20 protein-coding genes are annotated in these 18,257 nt (G+C 45.1%); 19 read left to right on the forward strand and 1 reads right to left on the reverse strand.

All coding sequences use genetic code 11. The features are described 5' to 3' along the window. Positions 1-105: 105 nt before the first annotated feature. The 9 genes from ACOMA8_RS03595 to ACOMA8_RS03635 all read left to right on the forward strand — a co-directional run bounded on the left by ACOMA8_RS03595 (position 106) and on the right by ACOMA8_RS03635 (position 7,879). Positions 106-471: a YxeA family protein gene (locus ACOMA8_RS03595; RefSeq protein ID WP_161899980.1), complete on the forward strand. Its 366-nt coding sequence runs from the start codon at positions 106-108 to the stop codon at positions 469-471. A 4-nt stretch (positions 472-475) separates the two neighbouring features. Then, positions 476-1,228, forward strand: coding sequence for an ABC transporter ATP-binding protein (locus ACOMA8_RS03600; RefSeq protein WP_161899979.1), 753 nt, complete (start codon positions 476-478; stop codon positions 1,226-1,228). Positions 1,229-1,240: 12 nt separating this feature from the next. Further along, positions 1,241-3,037, forward strand: a complete 1,797-nt coding sequence (locus tag ACOMA8_RS03605) for an FtsX-like permease family protein (protein ID WP_421368591.1) — start codon at positions 1,241-1,243, stop codon at positions 3,035-3,037. 40 nt (positions 3,038-3,077) lie between these two features. Continuing rightward, positions 3,078-3,488, forward strand: a complete 411-nt coding sequence (locus ACOMA8_RS03610; RefSeq protein ID WP_421368593.1) for a hypothetical protein — start codon at positions 3,078-3,080, stop codon at positions 3,486-3,488. A gap of 55 nt (positions 3,489-3,543) precedes the next feature. Further along, the gene (locus tag ACOMA8_RS03615) at positions 3,544-3,693 is read left to right on the forward strand and encodes a hypothetical protein (protein ID WP_421368595.1); all 150 of its coding nucleotides are present in this window, start codon (positions 3,544-3,546) and stop codon (positions 3,691-3,693) included. 349 nt (positions 3,694-4,042) lie between these two features. Continuing rightward, entirely contained in the window at positions 4,043-4,987 is a 945-nt protein-coding gene (locus ACOMA8_RS03620; protein ID WP_421368597.1) for an iron chelate uptake ABC transporter family permease subunit, read from the forward strand. 26 nt (positions 4,988-5,013) lie between these two features. Continuing rightward, positions 5,014-5,973 (forward strand): iron chelate uptake ABC transporter family permease subunit, encoded by a 960-nt coding sequence (locus tag ACOMA8_RS03625; RefSeq protein WP_237580450.1) that lies wholly within the window; start codon positions 5,014-5,016, stop codon positions 5,971-5,973. Positions 5,974-6,082: 109 nt separating this feature from the next. Next, positions 6,083-6,841, forward strand: coding sequence for an iron ABC transporter ATP-binding protein (locus ACOMA8_RS03630; RefSeq protein ID WP_421368599.1), 759 nt, complete (start codon positions 6,083-6,085; stop codon positions 6,839-6,841). A 36-nt stretch (positions 6,842-6,877) separates the two neighbouring features. Next, positions 6,878-7,879, forward strand: coding sequence for a siderophore ABC transporter substrate-binding protein (locus ACOMA8_RS03635; RefSeq protein ID WP_421368601.1), 1,002 nt, complete (start codon positions 6,878-6,880; stop codon positions 7,877-7,879). A 342-nt stretch (positions 7,880-8,221) separates the two neighbouring features. On the opposite strand, the gene ACOMA8_RS03640 is transcribed toward ACOMA8_RS03635, so the two are convergent. Continuing rightward, positions 8,222-9,073: a MurR/RpiR family transcriptional regulator gene (locus ACOMA8_RS03640; protein WP_161899971.1), complete on the reverse strand. Its 852-nt coding sequence runs from the start codon at positions 9,071-9,073 to the stop codon at positions 8,222-8,224. Between the two features lie 258 nt (positions 9,074-9,331). Between ACOMA8_RS03640 and ACOMA8_RS03645 the strand changes: the two genes are divergently transcribed. The 10 genes from ACOMA8_RS03645 to gndA all read left to right on the forward strand — a co-directional run bounded on the left by ACOMA8_RS03645 (position 9,332) and on the right by gndA (position 18,237). Then, positions 9,332-10,339, forward strand: a complete 1,008-nt coding sequence (locus ACOMA8_RS03645; protein WP_421368603.1) for a D-isomer specific 2-hydroxyacid dehydrogenase family protein — start codon at positions 9,332-9,334, stop codon at positions 10,337-10,339. Between the two features lie 195 nt (positions 10,340-10,534). Next, a complete protein-coding gene (locus tag ACOMA8_RS03650; protein ID WP_161899969.1) occupies positions 10,535-11,377 on the forward strand; it encodes a PTS mannose/fructose/sorbose/N-acetylgalactosamine transporter subunit IIC in 843 nt (280 codons plus the stop codon). Positions 11,378-11,395: 18 nt separating this feature from the next. Continuing rightward, the gene (locus ACOMA8_RS03655) at positions 11,396-12,250 is read left to right on the forward strand and encodes a PTS system mannose/fructose/sorbose family transporter subunit IID (protein WP_161899968.1); all 855 of its coding nucleotides are present in this window, start codon (positions 11,396-11,398) and stop codon (positions 12,248-12,250) included. A 30-nt stretch (positions 12,251-12,280) separates the two neighbouring features. Next, entirely contained in the window at positions 12,281-12,787 is a 507-nt protein-coding gene (locus ACOMA8_RS03660; RefSeq protein ID WP_161899967.1) for a PTS sugar transporter subunit IIB, read from the forward strand. A gap of 81 nt (positions 12,788-12,868) precedes the next feature. Beyond that, positions 12,869-13,729 (forward strand): hypothetical protein, encoded by an 861-nt coding sequence (locus ACOMA8_RS03665; protein ID WP_421368606.1) that lies wholly within the window; start codon positions 12,869-12,871, stop codon positions 13,727-13,729. A gap of 28 nt (positions 13,730-13,757) precedes the next feature. Further along, entirely contained in the window at positions 13,758-14,204 is a 447-nt protein-coding gene (locus ACOMA8_RS03670) for a PTS sugar transporter subunit IIA (protein ID WP_161899965.1), read from the forward strand. Between the two features lie 18 nt (positions 14,205-14,222). After that, positions 14,223-15,296: a mannonate dehydratase gene (gene uxuA / locus ACOMA8_RS03675; RefSeq protein ID WP_421368608.1), complete on the forward strand. Its 1,074-nt coding sequence runs from the start codon at positions 14,223-14,225 to the stop codon at positions 15,294-15,296. A 22-nt stretch (positions 15,297-15,318) separates the two neighbouring features. Then, positions 15,319-15,954, forward strand: coding sequence for a bifunctional 4-hydroxy-2-oxoglutarate aldolase/2-dehydro-3-deoxy-phosphogluconate aldolase (locus ACOMA8_RS03680; protein WP_421368743.1), 636 nt, complete (start codon positions 15,319-15,321; stop codon positions 15,952-15,954). Positions 15,955-16,093: 139 nt separating this feature from the next. Then, positions 16,094-16,816: an HAD family hydrolase gene (locus ACOMA8_RS03685; protein ID WP_421368610.1), complete on the forward strand. Its 723-nt coding sequence runs from the start codon at positions 16,094-16,096 to the stop codon at positions 16,814-16,816. A 5-nt stretch (positions 16,817-16,821) separates the two neighbouring features. Then, a complete protein-coding gene (gene gndA, locus ACOMA8_RS03690) occupies positions 16,822-18,237 on the forward strand; it encodes an NADP-dependent phosphogluconate dehydrogenase (RefSeq protein ID WP_421368613.1) in 1,416 nt (471 codons plus the stop codon). Positions 18,238-18,257: the final 20 nt, after the last annotated feature.

Here is an 18,257-nt window from a genome sequence, read left to right on the forward strand (position 1 = left end):
AATGTTAGGGCAATCCATTTGTCGATAGGGGAGAAAGTATTAGACTGTTAAACGAAAAGAGACCAAATGATTGGTTTTTAATTTATATAACGAGGAGCGATTACGATGAAAAAACTTGCAATTGTATTAGGAGTGCTTGCAGTTCTCCTTTTTGGCGGCATGGCAGTGGCCCAAAAGGTGATCATGGGTGGCGAAAGCTATTACGTACAGGTTACCAATGAAGGACAACGGGAAGAGACCAAAGATGACAATGGCAGCACGATGGTGGAATACAAATATACTCTGCCAGGTTATGACGAAGATGGTAAGCAAAAAGACCTTGAATTTTCAGCATTTAAGGATCGACCATTGCGTACGGAAGCCTATTTGAAAATCACTTGGAACGAGAAAAAGGGCGTGACCAGTTGGGAAGAAGTCAAAAAGACTGACGTACCCAAAAAAGCGATGAAGCAGTTGGAAAAAGGAGCATAACTAGATGGAACCTATCATTGAAGTATCACAAGTAACGAAAGTTTATGGCAGTGAAAAAGACGAGCAGACCCATGCGCTGAGAGGTATCGACTTTACGATTCAACGAGGAGAATTTGTGGGAATTATGGGAGCTTCTGGTTCCGGTAAGTCCACCTTATTGAATATTTTATCAACTCTGGATAAGCCCAGTACCGGCGAAGTGATTATCAATCATAACGATGTTACTAAGCTTGCGGGCAACGCTTTGGCAGATTTTCGGGGCAAAGAGATTGGTTTTATCTTCCAAGATTTCAATCTGTTGGAAAATCTGACAGCGGCGGAGAATATTGCGATTCCACTGTCTCTGCAAGGAGTGAAACCGCGAATCATCCGCCAAAAAATCAAAGAAGTGGCAGCTCGTCTGTCGATTACTGAAATCTTGAACAAATATCCGGCTGCGATTTCCGGTGGTCAAAAACAGCGAGTGGCTTCAGCTAGAGCATTAATCACTCAACCAACAATTCTATTCGGTGACGAACCCACTGGCGCGCTGGATTCTAAAAGTGCCCGGGATTTGTTGGATATGATGGCTGACCTCAACCAAAACGACCAGGTTTCCATTATGCTGGTGACTCACGATCCGTTGTCTGCGAGCTATTGTAAAAGGATTCTTTTCATCAAAGACGGAGTCATCCATGAAGAGATTCAAAGAGGAGACCAGACCCAAGATGATTTTCATCGACGGATTTTAGGTATCCTTGGAAATCTGGAACAATAGGGGGAATTTGATATGCTGTGGAAACTGTCTCTTTCCGGAATCAAAAGTCGATTGCGGGATTATATTGTCTTATTTTCGGGACTGGTGATCTCGTCATCCATTTTCTATATGTTTCAGTCGATGGCAACAAACAAAACCTTTTTGGAATCAAACTCGACTATTTCATCGATTGTTTTCATCTTCTATTTTGGTGCGGTCCTGCTGGGAATCATCACCTTTGTTTATGTCATCTATGCCAATTCATTTCTGATGAGCATGCGGCAAAAAGATTATGGCATGTTTATGATGTTAGGAGCAAAAGTTCGTAAAATCGCCCAAATGATCTTTCTGGAAACCTTTGTGGTAGGTCTGATATCTACACTTGTGGGAACAATTTTAGGAGTGGGGCTAACCACAATTATTAACAACTTGTTGGTGGCACAACTGGATCTGCAAGTCCAACATTTTTCCCCTTTTAACCTCACTGCCTTGCTTGTGACACTGGCTTTCTTTATCCTGCTCTTCCTTTTGACGTCAGTGATGAATGCCGGTAAGGTTGCCAGAAGAAGTCTGCTGAGTTTGTTGAAAGACAGCACAACACCGACACCAAAAAGTAAAAAAATTGTCGGTCTCCTTGTACAAGCTATCGGCGGAATTGCTTTACTGGCGTTAGGTTATTATGTGATGGGGGATTTGCCGAAGTTTCAACTGATGGGAATCGCCGTTGCATTGGTGACGATTGTATTAGGCACCTTCTTTATCTTCAACAGTCTGCTGGTTCTTTTGATTGCACTTTTGAAACGTAACGATGGTATCGCATTGCGGGGAATCAATTCCTTCACACTGGCACAAGTCGATTTTCGTATTAAAGACTATACCCGGCTCTTGGCGATGGTTGCGATGCTTTTTGCCTTGGCATTGGGGGCGCTGACTGTCGGATTGGAATTCAAGAATGAAATTCCCAAGATGGCTAAAGCAATTACTGCTTATGATCTCGTGTTGAATCAAGCGCAGGACATTTCTGATGGGGAGGTGACTGCTTTGTCACCGACATTGGATGTTACCTATTCCCAAAAAGAAGACGGCCAGACAATCTATTATGACAAGGATCAGTTCGATGAAGCACCTTTGTTTGCTCCCGATAACGCTGGTCAGACAAGGCAAACAGCGGGCTATACGGGTGAAAAACTAGCCAAAGATGTGACGGCTCAAGACAATCTTCGAAATATTGAGTTGCCAAGCCAAAAAGAAAAACAACATCTTTTTCTCAGTAAGTCGGAGTACCAACAATTGGCGTTGCCGGAATCTGAATTGCGTGTGATTCGCGTCAATGACTTCCAACAAGCGTTAGTACCTCTAAAAAAACTGGTATCGGCGAATCAGAAAAACAATCCGGAGGTACAAAATCAAACCAGTTTCACCCAGCGAGTGGAAGTATATGATGTGTTTAACGGGATGTTTTCCGGCTTTGAATTTATGGGCTTTTTCTTAGGCATCGCCTTTTTGACAATGCTGGCCTCTTGTTTGATGTTCAAAATACTATCCAGCGCCAACAGTGACCGCCACCGTTTTACTATGTTGGAACGGATTGGCACCCGCCGTGGACTGCTTAAAGCTTCCATTCGTAGGGAAATCGGCATCTTGTTTGTAGCTCCAGGCATCTTGGGGATGATCCACGTTTTGTTTGGTCTGAAGATGTTTACTACTCTTTTGGCAGATCCCTATGAACAAATCTGGCTGCCTTTTGCACTGTTTCTCGGGATGTATGGGTTGTATTATGTCTTGACCACATTTTTGTACACGACTATTGTTTTACAAAAGAAAAATTAAGCTACCTTTAGTTTCAATCAACTCTGAAAGGAAACGTGACATGAAAAAAACTATCTTGCTTTGCTTGGCGAGCCTAGCACTGGTGACTATGTCTGGCTGCTCCGGCAAAATTGATATCAACTCCACTGTGGATTCTGTTGCAGCGACGATGGCAAATACCGTAAATCAAGAGTTTTTCGGTTCAGATGGATTATTTACTAACGAAAAAATCAGCTACTTCCTTGATAAGGAAGAAAATGCCATCTATGTAAAACGGGAGAATACAGAAGGTACCACCTACTATTCACAAAATAGCAAAAAGGAAAATGATTCAGAAACATTCCTCAAAGTAACTGACAATCGTGTGATTGATAAGATCGAAGCGCTGGAGTCTGTATTTGCTGTGGATAGTCGATCAGAGGATGTCAAAATATCAGGCAATCCCCAAAAGATCATGGAGCTGTTGGATTAGTGGTCATTGATCGCTTTGATCCGAGCTGGATTTGGCAGATCAGCAGGGTTTCGTGATGACGAAATCACCAAGCCATACCAACGAATATTTTTGGCTAGCTGTCAGAGGAGCTTCATCTTTGGCGCGAGCGGAGCTGATCAGCGCCATCTGTGGGGAAAGGGCGATTCAGCACTGGCTTGCCCGCGGATCAGGAGTAAATGCATGAAGTGATATTAAATTGAAAGACCGGATCAGGTGATACCAACCTGCGCCGGTCTTTTTATGGTTTGAAATTCTAAAAATGGAGCTGGTCGTCTATTTGCTGAGATTTAGCTTGTGACTTGAAGTTTTTTTCTTGCTGCATGAAAAAATGTTAGCAGTTGATAGCAGACTAAATTAGAAAAAACTATTCTGATTGGAGGAGAATCTGAGCTGTAGATCAAGCTTTTTCGCCTGATACCTGACAGCGGCATGGTTTTTTCCAGGTAGATTGTCAATTGTCCTATTGAAATCGGTTGTCCCTTAGGTTATGCTTTAATTGATAATGAGAATCGTTATCAATTAGGGGGAGAGGAATGAAAAAAGCAGCAGTGGCAGCAACGGTGATACTGGCGGTAATTTCCGTTTTTGTTGGTGCCGGAAACTTGGACTTGTCAGGGCTTTCAGCGGGGGATCCGCAGCACTGGCTATTACTATATGAAACTCGGTTGCCCCGGACGATTAGCCTAATTTTGGCAGGGGGCATGTTGAGTGTGTGTGGCCTGGTGTTACAAAAAATCATGCAAAATCCTTTTGTCTCCACCAATGCTATTGGCATGGTGGATGCCAGTCGATTAGGTATTTTGTTGGTTATGCTCTTTTTACCAAATGCGTCCCTTGCGTTGCGCAGCATTGTCGCATTCGTTTTTTCATATTTAGGAGTGCTGTTGTTTCTGGTACTCAGTAGATTATTGCCAAAAGGAGATGTTTTCATTCTGCCATTGACGGGAATGATGTTTGGTAATGTAGTGGGGGCCATTGCGAGCTTTTTCGGTTACCAATTTCGCCTCGTTCAAAATATGTCTTCTTGGCTGCAGGGAAATTTTGCCACCGTGATGAAGGCCGATCATCAGTTGATTTATTTGACGATTCCAGTCTTTGTATTGCTATTTTTTTTACTGCATAAAATTATGGTCTTGAGTCTGGGGGAAGAGTTGGCGCAAAACTTCGGGCTGAATGTCAAAAGACTGCAGTTTTTGCTGCTGGCATTGGTTGCATTAGGGAGCACCGCCGTTTTAATCATGGTGGGAAGCGTTCCGTTTCTCGGAATTGTCGTTCCGAATCTAGTCGCATTGAAATTCGGTGATCATTTAAAGAACACTCTCTTTATGACAGGTGTTGTCGGAAGCGGTTTGTTATTATTATGCGATATTATCGCGCGACTCGTAATCCGTCCATATGAAGTTCCAGTTAGTGTGGTGATGGGTATCTTGGGCGGCCTCTTATTCTTAGTGTTATTGATGAGGAGGCGGACAGCATAAAAAAAGAAAGAATTTTTCAACGTCAGCTGCTCATTTTGGCCGGACTAATCCTGCTCTTTAGCGGTCTTTATTTGACCTATGGCACTTATGGCAATTGGGAGTTCGCCCTTTCGCTGCGAGGAAAGAAACTGGCGGCCTTTGTATTGGTGGCTGCTGCCAGCAGCAGTTCAACTATTGCGTTTCAAACCTTGACTCAAAATCGTTTTTTGACTCCCGGTATTCTTGGAATCGATCAGTTGTATGTCACTTTGCAAACAATCTTGTTTTTTGTGATTGGCGGTTCAGCGGGGCTGGGTTTGCCGGCAGTACCGCAGTTTTTGATTAATGTTCTTTTACTAGGTGGGCTGAGTGTGGTCTTTATCCGTTTCTTTCTAGGGAAAACCGGCAATGACTTCTTTCGACTGCTGATGGTGGGGATGGTGTCTTCCAGTCTGTTTTCCAGCATCAGTACTTTTTTGCAGGTGCTGATGGATCCAAACGAGTACGATTTGCTGCAGGGGCGACTGTACGCTAGCTTCAGTAATGTGTCGGTGGACCTGCTATTGATCAGCGGTTGTCTGTTAGCCGTGATTTGTAGCTTACTGTGGTATTTCGGACCAGAACTAGATGTTTTGTTATTGGGATTTGATCACGGACTTAACTTGGGGCTGTCAGTCAGATCTTTACAGCAGCTGCTTTTGTTTCTCATCGCAGCTGCCACGGGGATAGCTACGGCATTGGTGGGCCCCACTGTATTTTTAGGCTTTGTCGTTGCGACGGTCAGCTATCAAATCTTTCCGGTATATCGCCACAGACAGCTATTTATAGGAAGTACATTATTGGGGATTCTGTTTTTGATTGGTGGTCAATTTGTTATTGAACAGCTCCTGGGCTTAAAGGCTACTATCAGTACTGTCATCCAGTTTGCTGGAGGTGCTTTTTTCATCGGCAAACTGACTGTGGGTCCGCTGCGAAATCGTTGGCAATTTGGCAAGCAGTCTGACTGACTAAAAATTACAGTAACGACCATTAACTATCATCTGCGAGGATAGTGGCTGCTAATTTTTCAAGTTAGGACAGGTATTTTTCGCAGCAGTGTTTACGAGGAGGAGTGTAATGATCGAGGCAAAAGAAATCGGTAAACAGTATCTTGATAAACAAGTGCTGCAAGCAATTGATTTGTCACTGCCGAAAGGAGAGCTAATCGCATTTATCGGTCCAAATGGTGCCGGGAAAAGCACCTTACTTTCCATCATGAGCCGCCTGCAGGGCACGTTTTCCGGGCAGTTGTATATCGATGACGGTGAGATTCGTGCTTGGGATTCCAAAGAGCTGGCCCAGCGGTTGGCAATCTTGAAGCAGAGCAACCAGGTACAGGCTCGCATCACTGTGGCTGAATTGGTAGCGTTTGGACGCTTCCCCTACAGCCGCGGACGTCTAACCACAGCCGATCAGCAGCTGATTGCTGACGCGCTTGCGGAGATGAGTCTAACGGAACTAGCAGAAGAAGAAATTCAGACCTTGTCTGGAGGCCAGTTACAGCGAGCCTATATCGCTATGATTTTGGCTCAGGATACGGAATATATTTTACTAGATGAACCATTAAATAACTTAGATATGAATCATGCCAATCAAATGATGCACTTGCTGCGACGCTTGGTGGCTAAGCTCGGAAAAACGGTTTTGTTGGTGATCCATGATATCAACTTTGCAGCCGGTTTTGCTGATAAAATCGTGGCGTTGAAGGGCGGACGTCTGTTTAAAATAGGTACACCGACTGAAGTCATCACTCCGGCAGTACTTGGTGAGTTATACGAGATGAAGGTCAATGTGATAGATTACAACGGACGCCCTTTTTGCATGTATTTTGATTGACAGGATTAATAAAAAACAATGAAGGAGAAAAGATAGATGAAAAAAATGATGTTGAGTATGGGATTATTGGTGGTTTTATTTGCCGCAGGAGCTTGTGGTCAGGCAACCGGCGAGGATCGAACAAATGAAAGTCAGACTGCTGCCACATCCGCTTCCAGTACAACGAAGGATAGTCAGTCGGCTCTACCGGCTGAAGTAAGTATCATGGATGGTGATAAAAAACAGGTGACTGTGGCAACGAATCCTCAGAAAGTGGTAGTTTTTGATAATAGTGCGTTGGATACGATGAACCGGTTGGGTGTTGGCGAACGAGTGATTGGAGCTGCCACAGATAATCTGCCAACTTTCTTGAGTGACTATAAAAAGGTTGCCTCTGCTGGTGGAATCAAGGAACCTGACTTGGAAAAAATTAATGCGCTACAACCAGATTTAATCCTCATCTCGGGGCGTCAAAAAGACTTCCAAGACCAGCTGGCTCAGATTGCACCGACACTGTATTTGTCCACTGACAACACGGATACCTGGCCTTCCATTCAAAATCAGATTAAAAGTATCGGTGCGATTTTCGGCAAAGAAGAGGAGGCCACAGCAGCCATTGCTTCGTTGCAGTCTAAAATCGATGACTTGAAAGGCAAAGCCGTGGCTTCCAAGGAGAAAGCCCTTGTCCTGCTGGTGAATGAAGGGAGTCTGTCAGCATACGGTGCTGGTTCTCGTTTCGGAATAGTTCACGATACCTTTGGCTTCTCTCAGGCAGATGATCAGATTGAGGCCTCCACTCACGGACAGAGTGTTTCTTATGAATATGTGTTGGAAAAAAATCCTGATGTCATTTTTGTAGTGGATCGTACCCAGGCAATCGGAGGCGATGATTCACAAAATAACGTTGCTGCTAATGAGCTGATTAAACAGACCACGGCAGGCAAAAACAATAAGGTCATCTCACTAGATCCGGATGTCTGGTATTTAGCCGGCGCCGGAATTGAATCAGTGGATATCATGGCAGATAATGTAGCCAAAGCGTTTGCTGATAATAAGTAAGGATACCGATACCGCCACGGAGTAAAAACTCCGGGCGGTTTTTTTTGAGATGTGTAGTAAGCGATAATTGAAGAGTATTATCTATAATAAAAAAGTTACTGTCTATCCTATACTAATAGTCTGGTCTTTTTAAAAGGCAAAAGAGTGCAACCTTTCACAGAAAAAATACAGTTCACTTCTGAAAATGGCTAAACAAAAAGAGTGTCCCCGTACAACCTTTTGTAAGGCTGTTGCTGAGACACTTTTTTACAGGGCAATAGGTTGTCAGGGCTGGAAGTACTCTTTTCTAGATGTTGGCAGTCCTTGAAGCAAAGCCAGCTTCCAGTGGTAAAGCGGTCAACTTCAATCCTTGACTGCGTTGATGACTTCGCGGATTTTACCGATGGATAGTTGCGAACGGTCGTGGTTGCGGAACATCAAGATGGTGAAAATAGCGTCTAATAGACTGAGCTGGGCAATGCGGGAAGCTAAAGCCTCGGAGCGAAAAGCAGTCTCAGCAGAAATGGAGATGAAAGTGACATCTGCCAGTTTCGCAAGAGGGGATTGCATTTGGCTGGTGACGACGATTACTGCAGCGCCACTGTTTTTAACGACTTCTGCTAGATGGATTGTCTCCCGGGAGCGACCCGTATGACTAATTAAGATTGCACAGTCGTTGGCAGTCATCATGGAAGCTTCCATCAATTGAATGTGATAGTCGGCGCTGTGGACTACGGTTAAGGGACTGCGCAGAAACTTGTGGTAGGCATCGGCAGCGACGATTTCCGACCCGCCGACCCCAAAGAAGAAGAGGCGCTGAGAATTATCGATGAGATCGACAGCGGTTTTGAGTTTTTGTCTATCGAGTAGATTTTTTGTATCTGTCAATGTGGAGATGTTGGAGTCAAAGATCTTTTGAGCCATCTGTAATTCATCGTCATCTTGAGTGATGCTTTCATGAATCGTAGTGACTGTACTGGAATCGAAATCATTGGTCAACAGCGCCATTTTAAATTCTTTGAAGCCGGAAAAACCGATCTTCTTGGTAAATTGAAAGAAAGTCGAGTCGGCGATATCCAGATCCTTAGCGATATCACTGATGGAGCTGCGGCTCACTTTTTGGGGATCGTTCAAAATATAGTCGGCAATCGCTTGTTCTTTTGGAGTGAAGTCTTTGTACATAGATTTAATGGTCAAACGAATCGATGGGGACATCGGATAAGCCTCCTTTAATGCGGCGTTTTTTGAAGTGCTGAGTTGTTGTGATCAAGTTGTTGCAGGTCCTCTCTGCAGCGCTTTCTTATTTATTATTAGAATAAAGGGGAACGTCAAAAAAAGCAAACAAAATATTTTTTCGTTATTTCCCTTTACAAAAAAATATTTTTTTGTATAATAACAGTATAGATTGAATGCGCTAACAAAAATCAAAAAAGGGTAAAGTCATTAAGCCGAGTGAAAAAATGGAGGATGAACATGACAGACTACAAGATCGGAATCGTGAATTCAAGCAGCTTTGGGAAGGTCTTTCCTCAGCATTTGGAGCGTTTGGAAAAAATCGGAGAAGTCGTGCATATTACGGTTGATTCAGAGATTGGCGGTAAAGAGTTAGCGGAAGCTCTGGCAGGAATCAATATCGTTATTGCCAGCGTGACCCCGTTTTTCACAGAGGAATTCTTTCAATACAAAGATGAATTGCTTTTGATCGCCCGTCACGGCATTGGTTTTAACAACGTGGACCTCGCAGCAGCCAAAGCTCATGATACGGTGGTAACCATCATTCCAGCCCTGGTGGAGCGGGATGCTGTCGCCGAAAACAATGTGACCAACTTGCTAGCTTTAATGAGAAAAACGGTGCAAGCGCATAATCGAGTTGTCGCTGATCGCTGGGAAGACCGGGCAAGTTTTGTTGGCAATACACTGTACAACAAAACTGTTGGTGTCATCGGCGTAGGTAATACCGGCAGCGGTGTCGTCGAGACGATTCGTAATGGCTTCCGCTGTGAAGTACTAGCTTACGATCCATATAAGTCGGCGATGCACATCGAAAGTTACGGTGCCAAAAAAGTCGAGTTCGATGAATTATTAGCCAGAGCTGACGTCATTTGTCTATGTGCCAGCCTAAATGAAGGCAACTATCATATGATTGATGATGCTGCTATCGCCAAAATGAAAGACCGGGTCTACTTGTCAAACAGTGCCCGGGGAGCATTAATCGATGAAGATGCTGCGGTGGCGGGTCTGAAAAGCGGTAAATTAGCCGGGCTGGCGACGGATGTTTTGGAAGAAGAGCCTGGTCGCAAAGATCATCCCTACCTGCAATTTGACAATGTTGTCATGACGCCCCATACCTCTGCTTACACGATGGAATGTTTAGAAGAGATGGGTGAGAAATGTGTTCGTGACGTGGAAGCTATCATCGAAGGCCGATTGCCGGAAAGAGCCGTGCAGCCGGAGAGTAAATTTATTACGGTATCCATCTAGGTCATTATAGAAATTGTCGATGCCGGTTGCTGGAGTGCTTAGCAAAAGCGTAGTGGTGAGGACGTAATTTTTAAAGAATCACGTGGAGGCCACCTCTCGTTAAAAAAGCACCCATAAGCAGCTGGTGTCGCCACTTTCAAAAAATGCCCCGGATCTTAGGATCGCGCAACTATCAACGTTTCAAGAGGAGGACATATGGAAACATTAAGTGTAGTACAAAGTTTGTTGATCGCACTGTGGGTGGCAGCGGTCATGTCACGCTGGCTCGGTGGTGGCGCTACCTTGACCTTGCGCTTTTCCCCGCTGATGACTGGTTTGGTAGTAGGGATTGTGATGGGAGATGTCAAGCAGGCAATGATCGTCACAGCAGCCTTGCAAATGATCTATATGGGGGTCTTTTCTCCCGGTGGTTCGATGCCGGCAGAGCCTTCCATTGCTGCAGCCATTGCCGTATCTGTCGCATTATTGGGAAATCTGAAACCGGAAGCAGCCATCGCAGTTGCTGTACCGGTAGGACTTTTAGGCAGTTATTTGTATCAATTCCGTTTCTTCATTAATACATTCTTAGGGAAGTATACCGATAAAGCGGTAGACGAACTCAACGACGGTGCCATCAAGCGGTCCATCATCTGGTATCCGACCATTGCTTCTTTCTTGTTGTTTGTGCCATTGGTATTTATTGCTTTGTACTTTGGTGCACCTGTGATTGCTGATGTAATTACGGCATTGGAAGGGACAGTGGTAATCCACATTCTGGAAGTTGTCGGTGGTGGTTTGGCGGCAATCGGGATTGCAACGACGGTTTATGTTATCGGACGGAAAGACTATCTGGTCTTCTTCTTTTTGGCTTACTTCTTGAGTGTTGTCTTCAAATCACTGGAGATCACGATGGTAACTTACGCAGTCTTCGGTGTGCTGATTGCATTGATCTTCGTGCAGTCACAAAAAGGCAAAGGAACTCCCCCACAAGCACAAGCAGCTGGTGGCGGCAGTGTCAGTGACGACGATGATGACGATGACTATGACGACGGGTTTTGATCACAAGGAGGAAAAACAATGGCTGAAATGATAAAAAATACCGCTGCACCAGAAGAAATCACTAAAAAAGACGTGACCAAAGCCTATCTCCGCTGGCACTTTGCCAACGAGATTCCGCATTCTTTCGAGCGTTACTTGGCGCCGTCTCTCTTGTATGGGATGATGCCCATCTTGCGCAAGCTCTACAAGGATCCGGATCAATTAAAGGCGGCTTATAAACGGCAGTTGCTGTTCTTCAACACTCAGTTAAGCTGGGGTGGGGGTGTCATCACTGGGCTGATGTCTTCAATGGAACAACAGCGGGCAGAAGAAGAGTATGAAAACAAAGAAGTCATGATGCAAGACGACTTGATGTATAACACCAAAGCCGGTTTAATGGGAGCTTTGGCAGGAATTGGGGATGCCATTGACTCTGGAACGGTGCAATACATCTTTATCGCAATCGCTGTTCCGTGGGCACAAGAAGGTAGTCCGCTGGGAGCAATTTTCCCATTCATCTGCTTTGCCTTGTACCAAGTGATTCTGGGGGTATTCTTTGCCCGCCAAGCTTTCACTATGGGGCGTAATGCTTCTGGATTGATGCAAAGTACCGGTGTTCAGACTGCAATTGAAACACTGTCAGTTTTAGGGCTGTTCATGATGGGGATTTTGGCAGGAAATTATGTTAAGGTCACTTCCGCATTGAAGTTTGGTATTTCAGGACGTGAGTTTGTCATCCAAGACATCTTAGACCAGATTGTGCCGGGTATCTTGCCATTGGCGGTTGTCATGGGTGTCTACTTGTTCTATACGAAAAAAGGATTGAAAGTCACGCAAGCTTTACTGTGGCTGACGGCAATCTTGATTGTTTTAGCAGGAATTGGGATCTTATAACAACTGCATAATTAAAAGGAGGATTCTCTAATGGGTAAAGTAAATTTAGCACGGGTGGACGAACGATTGATCCATGGACAAGTCATGGTGACCTTATCACAAAAAAGTGGTGTTAACTCGATTTTTGTAGTCGATGAAGTCGTTGCTAAGGACAAGTTCATGCGCGATCTCTACAAGAATGCAGGTAGTCGTACTGGGCAAAAAACGATCGTCATCACACCGGAAAAAGCAAAATTCTATTGGGATGAATACGAATTCAAAGATTACAACTGCATTTTGATTACGAAAACAGTTAGTGTAATCTATGATCTGGTCAAACATGGATTGCCAATGGAAGAGCTCAACATCGGCGGAATCGCGCAAAAGGATCCAGAAAAAGACCTGTTGGTAACCAAATCCGTTTACCTAAACAAAGAGGATGCCTTGAAACTCAAAGAATTGAATGAAAACTACGGTGTAAAAGACATCTATTTCCAAGCAACACCGTCTGCACCAAAATCTAGTCTAAAAGATGTATTGAAACAATTTGGTTTATAAGAAAACCAGCACTTGGGGCTGTCGTCAAGACGACGGCGACCGGCAGTAGCGGCAAAAGCCGAGAAAACAGGAGGGCTTACCATGGCACAAACGGAAAATTTCAAAGATTGGCTGTTTCGTTACCAATACTTGTATGGAATCCGTCGCAGCGACAAAAGCAAAAAACGTTTCATCGGTGCCTTGGTAGCTGACCTGGCTGCAATGGGAGCTGCGCCGCAAGTAATCGAATACGATCAACAGAAAAAAAGTGCCTCGCGTAATGTTTACGTGGGGGATTTGAAACGAGCTAAAAAAGTCATTTGCACCTACTATGATACGCCGCCGATTTCTATAGGAGATTACGTTTTCTTTGATCGCAAGCGACAGTCGCGACAGACCGTTCTGGCGATTTTAATGGGTTCGTTGGCGCTTCTCTTACTAGGTGGTCTGGGCTTAGCTTGGTTGATGAGCAACAGCTGGTTTTCTTTAGACTTTACGCGCCCGCTGACCTATGTGAGCATAGTAGCACTGTTGGTCTTTTTCCTACTCTTGGGACGAGTGACGAAGGGCTTGGCCAACCGCCGCAACTTGGTGAGAAATACCGGTTCAGTTTTGTTGCTGCTGTCAATGATTGAAGCCAATCGGAATCCTTTTGTAGCCTATGCCTTCATTGACGAGGGCACTTTCGGTGAACGGGGGTTGGAGGTACTGCAATCCTCATTGCCAAAAGGAACACCGGTTTACTTTCTCGAGGCTGTCGCAGCCAAAGCACCGCTGTACATCAAAGATCGTGAAACTACGCTCTTTTCCAAAGAGGCAGTCGCAGCAAAGACGAAGGATCAAGTACGCTATATTTTCAGTGGCGAGCCGGGCACAGAGGGTTTTACACTTTCCAAAAAACTTTTGAGAAGCAAAGAAATGAACATGGAAAATATTGAGCAATTGATCACAGCACTTTCATAGAAGCAAACTAAAAACTGGAGGTTTTGCAATGTTAGGGATCGTAATCGCGACACACGGAACATTGAGTGACGGATTGAAAGACGCGGCGGAAGTCATCATCGGCTCTTCTGATAACATCGCCACCGTCAATTTGAATCATGGAGAAGATATCCAAAAGCTGGGAGCTAAAATTCACACAGCTGTCCAAGAGGTGGATCAAGGAGACGGTATTTTGATTTTGACAGATGTCGTGAGTGCCAGTCCTTATAATCAATCACTGATGGTGGCTAGTGCTTTGGACCCTGAATTGCGAGAAAATACGTACGTCATTGGTGGTGTTAACCTGCCGATGCTTCTGGAAACCATCAATCATCAGATTTTGTCAACACCGGCAGCTGAGGCAGCGCAGGCTGTTTTGGCACAAGGAGCCGACAGTCTTGGCTTGTGGCATGTTTCGCTGGTAGCTGATGAAGAAGACGAAGAAGACGAATTTTAAAGAGAGAGGAAGAATGCTATGAAGTGGGCTTTTCGATGGTATGGCGTTGAGGGAGACCCGATTCCAATTCAGCATGTGAAACAGATTCCCGGTATCACCGGTGTCGTAGGGACACTGTTGAACAAAATGCCCGGAGATGTCTGGGAAATTGATGAAATCAAAGAATTGAAAAAAGAAGTCACAGCTAGCGATTTGGAACTATTAGGGATTGAAAGTGTGGCAATTCATGATGCCATCAAAGCGGGGACTGCTGAGCGGGATAAATATATCGACAATTATATTCAAACGATCCGCAATTTGGCGGCCTGCGATGTACGCTTGATCTGTTACAGCTTCAAGCCAATCTTCGGCTGGTTCAAAACGGATATGAACTACCAGTTACCAGACGGCAGTACGACATTGCAATTTGATCAGTCAGTGATTGATGAATTGCAACCGCAGGATTTATACAAGCGTATTGCCAGCCAGTCCAAAGGGTTTCAAATTTCCGGCTGGGAAGAAGAACGCCTTGCAAAATTCAATAGTCTTGTGGCAATGTACGACGGTGTCACTGAAGAAGTCCTCTTTGAAAACTTGAAATACTTTTTAGAACGCATCATTCCCGTTTGTGAAGAGGTAGATGTCAAAATGGGGATTCATCCGGATGATCCACCTTGGGAAATTTTCGATTTCCCCCGGATTACGAAAAATCTCTCCGACCTGAAACGCATCATCGAAGCAGTGGATTCACCTTACAATGGCTTAACCTTCTGTACTGGCGCGCTAGGAGCTGATCCCAATAACGATATCCCGCAAATGATCCGAGAAGTCGGTCATCGTATCAATTTTGTTCATTTCCGTAATGTTGGCTTTTTGGGCGAACGGGATTTCATCGAAACGGCTCATCTGTCAACAGCAGGTTCGTTGGATATGGCAGCAATCATGGAAGCTTTGGTGGAGGTCGGTTTTGACGGAGTATTGCGTCCGGATCACGGGCGAACAGTCTGGGGGGAAGTGGCTCGGCCAGGTTATGGCTTGTACGATCGAGCGATGGGCCTGACCTATGCACAAGGGCTGCATGAAGCATTGACCAAAGCCAAAGAAAAGGCATAAGGAGGAAAAGACGTTGTTTGATATGAAACAGCATCCAGTGTATCTGGAGATGAAAGAAAAACGATTGCTGCCTCTTTATACTGTCACTCAGCTTGACCTGTTGCCGCTGGTAGAAAAAATTTTGGTAGACAATCAGTTACCGTTAATTGAAGTCACTTTCCGCAGCGAGTTAGCCGTTGAAGCAATCAAAATTTTAGCGAAATCTGGCAAGCTGCTAGTAGGTGCCGGAACGGTAAAAACTCTTGAGCAGGCTAAAGCGGCTGTCGAAAACGGCGCCAAATTTATCGTATCGCCGGCAATTGTTCCCGATGTTATCAGTTACTGTCAAGAACAGCAGATTCCGGTCTTTCCCGGCGTAGCCACACCAAATGACATTCAGCGAGCTTACGAGCTGGGATTAGATGTAGTGAAGTTCTTCCCGGCGGATATTTACGGCGGTTTGAAGGCAATCAAAGCTTTAGCGGGTCCATATTTTGAAATGGAATTTGTGCCCACTGGTGGTATTCATCAAGGCAATCTGCAAGATTACCTCGCCTTTGAAAAAATTCTGGCAGTCGGCGGTTCCTTTATCTTGTCTGAAGCACTCGTGGCCGCTGATGGTGGCGTCAAAGCCGCAGCTACAATTAAAGAATTGCGGCAGCTGACTAAAACCAATTAGGCAGAGGATGATTGGCTGACAGTGTCGAATCAGCGAGTCTTTGTAAAAATTTTAACCTCAGATGACTAGTGAACCATCAGACTTGATAGTAGTGGGGCAGATTCTGCCCCGCTGCTTTTGCTGCATAAAGGAGGAACAGATGAAAGCAATCGACTTATTGATTTTTGATATGGACGGCTTGATGTTTGAGACCGGCCGCTTGGCTTATCGAGCCTACCTGCGCTCAGCAGAAAAATACGATTACGAGATGAATCATCAAGTTTACTACCACCTAACCGGTCGAACGGAAGCTGCGATCCTTAAAGAGATGGCGGCTCTTTATGGAGAAGAGCTGCCTTACCAGCAGTGGCGTGGGGAAATGAACATCAACAAAGGCCTGATTTTTGCCGAAGAAAAACGAGTCTTCAAGAAAAAAGGCCTGGAGTCATTGTTACAGTATGCCAAAGCGTCTGGTCGCTTGGTGGCAGTGGCCTCTTCCAACCATTTAGAAAATATCCGCAACTATCTTGAGATTGAAGAGGTAGCCCCTTATGTCGATTTGATTATTTCAGGGGATGAAGTTAAAAAAGGCAAACCGGACCCGGAGATTTTCTTGACGGCCTGTAAAAAAGCCGAGGTAAAACCAGAACACGCCCTTGTATTGGAAGATTCCCGGGCTGGCATCAAAGCCGCCAAAGCTGCCGGGATTGCTTCAGTATTGATTGAAGACGATATCACCGATCTGCCGGTACGAAAAGGACGCTATCGACTGCAGCGGGATTTGGCCCAAGCGATGGTCTATGAAGCTGTTCCCGATTACATTTTTGAAGACTTGGATGAGGTAACGCACTTATTGCAAAAGACATTTGACGAAACGGAGTGAAGAAAATGGAACAACAAATTGGTGTCGTAGGGATGGCCGTAATGGGGAAAAATCTGGCCTTGAATATTGAAAGCCGCGGCTACTCAGTGGCATTGTACAACCGCAGTAACGACAAAACCGAGGAAGTCATCGCAGAGCATCCGGACAAACGTTTCAAAGCAACATACAGTATCTCAGATTTTGTTCAGTCTGTTGAAAAACCGCGGCGGATTCTGCTGATGGTCAAGGCGGGACCTGCTACTGATGCCACGATTAAGGACCTGCTGCCTTATCTCGATAAAGGAGATATCTTAATCGATGGCGGCAATACTTTTTTCCAAGATACCATTCGCCGCAGTGAAGAGCTGGCAGATTCGGGCATCAATTTCATCGGTACCGGCGTATCCGGCGGCGAGGAAGGTGCGTTGAAGGGACCGTCGATTATGCCTGGCGGACAAAAAGCGGCCTACGAACTAGTAGCGCCAATTTTGGAGCAGATTGCTGCTAAAGCCGAAGACGGGAGTCCGTGTGTCACGTATATCGGTCCTGATGGGGCAGGACATTACGTCAAAATGGTCCACAATGGTATCGAATATGGCGACATGCAGTTGATTGCTGAATCTTACGACCTGCTGCAACGAATTTTAGGCTTATCGGCAGCTGAAATGGCTCCGATTTTCAACGAGTGGAATCAAGGGGAACTGGACAGCTATCTGATTGAAATTACCGCTGACATCTTGACTCGAAAAGACGATTTAGGCACTGGTAAACCAATTGTTGAGCTGATTTTGGATGCCGCTGGTAACAAAGGCACTGGCAAATGGACCAGCCAGTCGGCTTTGGATTTAGGAGTGCCACTGCCGTTGATTACAGAATCTGTTTTTGCCCGCTTTATTTCTGCCTACAAAGAGGAACGAGTGAATGCTGCCACTCAGCTGACAGGCCCGACACCGAAAGGCTATGAAGGGGACCAACAAGAATTGATTGAAAAAATCCGCCAAGCGTTGTATTTTTCAAAAATTATGAGTTATGCTCAGGGCTTTGCTCAACTACGTACCGCTTCGAAGGACTATGGTTGGGAACTGGCGCCTGGAGAGATTGCCAAAATCTGGCGGGCCGGTTGTATCATTCGGGCACGTTTTTTGCAAAAAATCACGGAAGCTTATGAAACGACACCGGATCTGGAAAATCTATTATTAGATGATTATTTCAGTCAAATCACCGCCAACTATCAGCAGTCCTTGCGAGATGTGGTTGCCCTAGCTGTTCAAGCGGGTATTCCGGTGCCGACTTTCTCCAGTGCCATTGCTTATTTCGATTCTTACCGTGCCCCACAATTACCGGCCAATCTGATTCAAGCTCAACGGGATTATTTTGGAGCACACACCTATCAGCGAACCGATCGGGAAGGTATTTTCCACTATAACTGGTATACTGAGTAAATAAACCATCATCAAAAAAT

Source organism: Enterococcus infantis (assembly GCF_049166715.1).
In the GTDB taxonomy this organism is placed as follows: domain Bacteria; phylum Bacillota; class Bacilli; order Lactobacillales; family Enterococcaceae; genus Enterococcus_C; species Enterococcus_C leclercqii.

Coding starts and splice junctions, on each gene's coding strand:
- ACOMA8_RS03595 (WP_161899980.1), top strand. CDS start 106: ATGAAAAAACTTGCAATTGTATTAGGAGTGCTTGCAGTTCTCCTTTTT.
- ACOMA8_RS03600 (WP_161899979.1), top strand. CDS start 476: ATGGAACCTATCATTGAAGTATCACAAGTAACGAAAGTTTATGGCAGT.
- ACOMA8_RS03605 (WP_421368591.1), top strand. CDS start 1,241: ATGCTGTGGAAACTGTCTCTTTCCGGAATCAAAAGTCGATTGCGGGAT.
- ACOMA8_RS03610 (WP_421368593.1), top strand. CDS start 3,078: ATGAAAAAAACTATCTTGCTTTGCTTGGCGAGCCTAGCACTGGTGACT.
- ACOMA8_RS03615 (WP_421368595.1), top strand. CDS start 3,544: ATGACGAAATCACCAAGCCATACCAACGAATATTTTTGGCTAGCTGTC.
- ACOMA8_RS03620 (WP_421368597.1), top strand. CDS start 4,043: ATGAAAAAAGCAGCAGTGGCAGCAACGGTGATACTGGCGGTAATTTCC.
- ACOMA8_RS03630 (WP_421368599.1), top strand. CDS start 6,083: ATGATCGAGGCAAAAGAAATCGGTAAACAGTATCTTGATAAACAAGTG.
- ACOMA8_RS03635 (WP_421368601.1), top strand. CDS start 6,878: ATGAAAAAAATGATGTTGAGTATGGGATTATTGGTGGTTTTATTTGCC.
- ACOMA8_RS03640 (WP_161899971.1), bottom strand. CDS start 9,073: ATGTCCCCATCGATTCGTTTGACCATTAAATCTATGTACAAAGACTTC.
- ACOMA8_RS03645 (WP_421368603.1), top strand. CDS start 9,332: ATGACAGACTACAAGATCGGAATCGTGAATTCAAGCAGCTTTGGGAAG.
- ACOMA8_RS03650 (WP_161899969.1), top strand. CDS start 10,535: ATGGAAACATTAAGTGTAGTACAAAGTTTGTTGATCGCACTGTGGGTG.
- ACOMA8_RS03655 (WP_161899968.1), top strand. CDS start 11,396: ATGGCTGAAATGATAAAAAATACCGCTGCACCAGAAGAAATCACTAAA.
- ACOMA8_RS03660 (WP_161899967.1), top strand. CDS start 12,281: ATGGGTAAAGTAAATTTAGCACGGGTGGACGAACGATTGATCCATGGA.
- ACOMA8_RS03665 (WP_421368606.1), top strand. CDS start 12,869: ATGGCACAAACGGAAAATTTCAAAGATTGGCTGTTTCGTTACCAATAC.
- ACOMA8_RS03670 (WP_161899965.1), top strand. CDS start 13,758: ATGTTAGGGATCGTAATCGCGACACACGGAACATTGAGTGACGGATTG.
- uxuA (WP_421368608.1), top strand. CDS start 14,223: ATGAAGTGGGCTTTTCGATGGTATGGCGTTGAGGGAGACCCGATTCCA.
- ACOMA8_RS03680 (WP_421368743.1), top strand. CDS start 15,319: ATGAAACAGCATCCAGTGTATCTGGAGATGAAAGAAAAACGATTGCTG.
- ACOMA8_RS03685 (WP_421368610.1), top strand. CDS start 16,094: ATGAAAGCAATCGACTTATTGATTTTTGATATGGACGGCTTGATGTTT.
- gndA (WP_421368613.1), top strand. CDS start 16,822: ATGGAACAACAAATTGGTGTCGTAGGGATGGCCGTAATGGGGAAAAAT.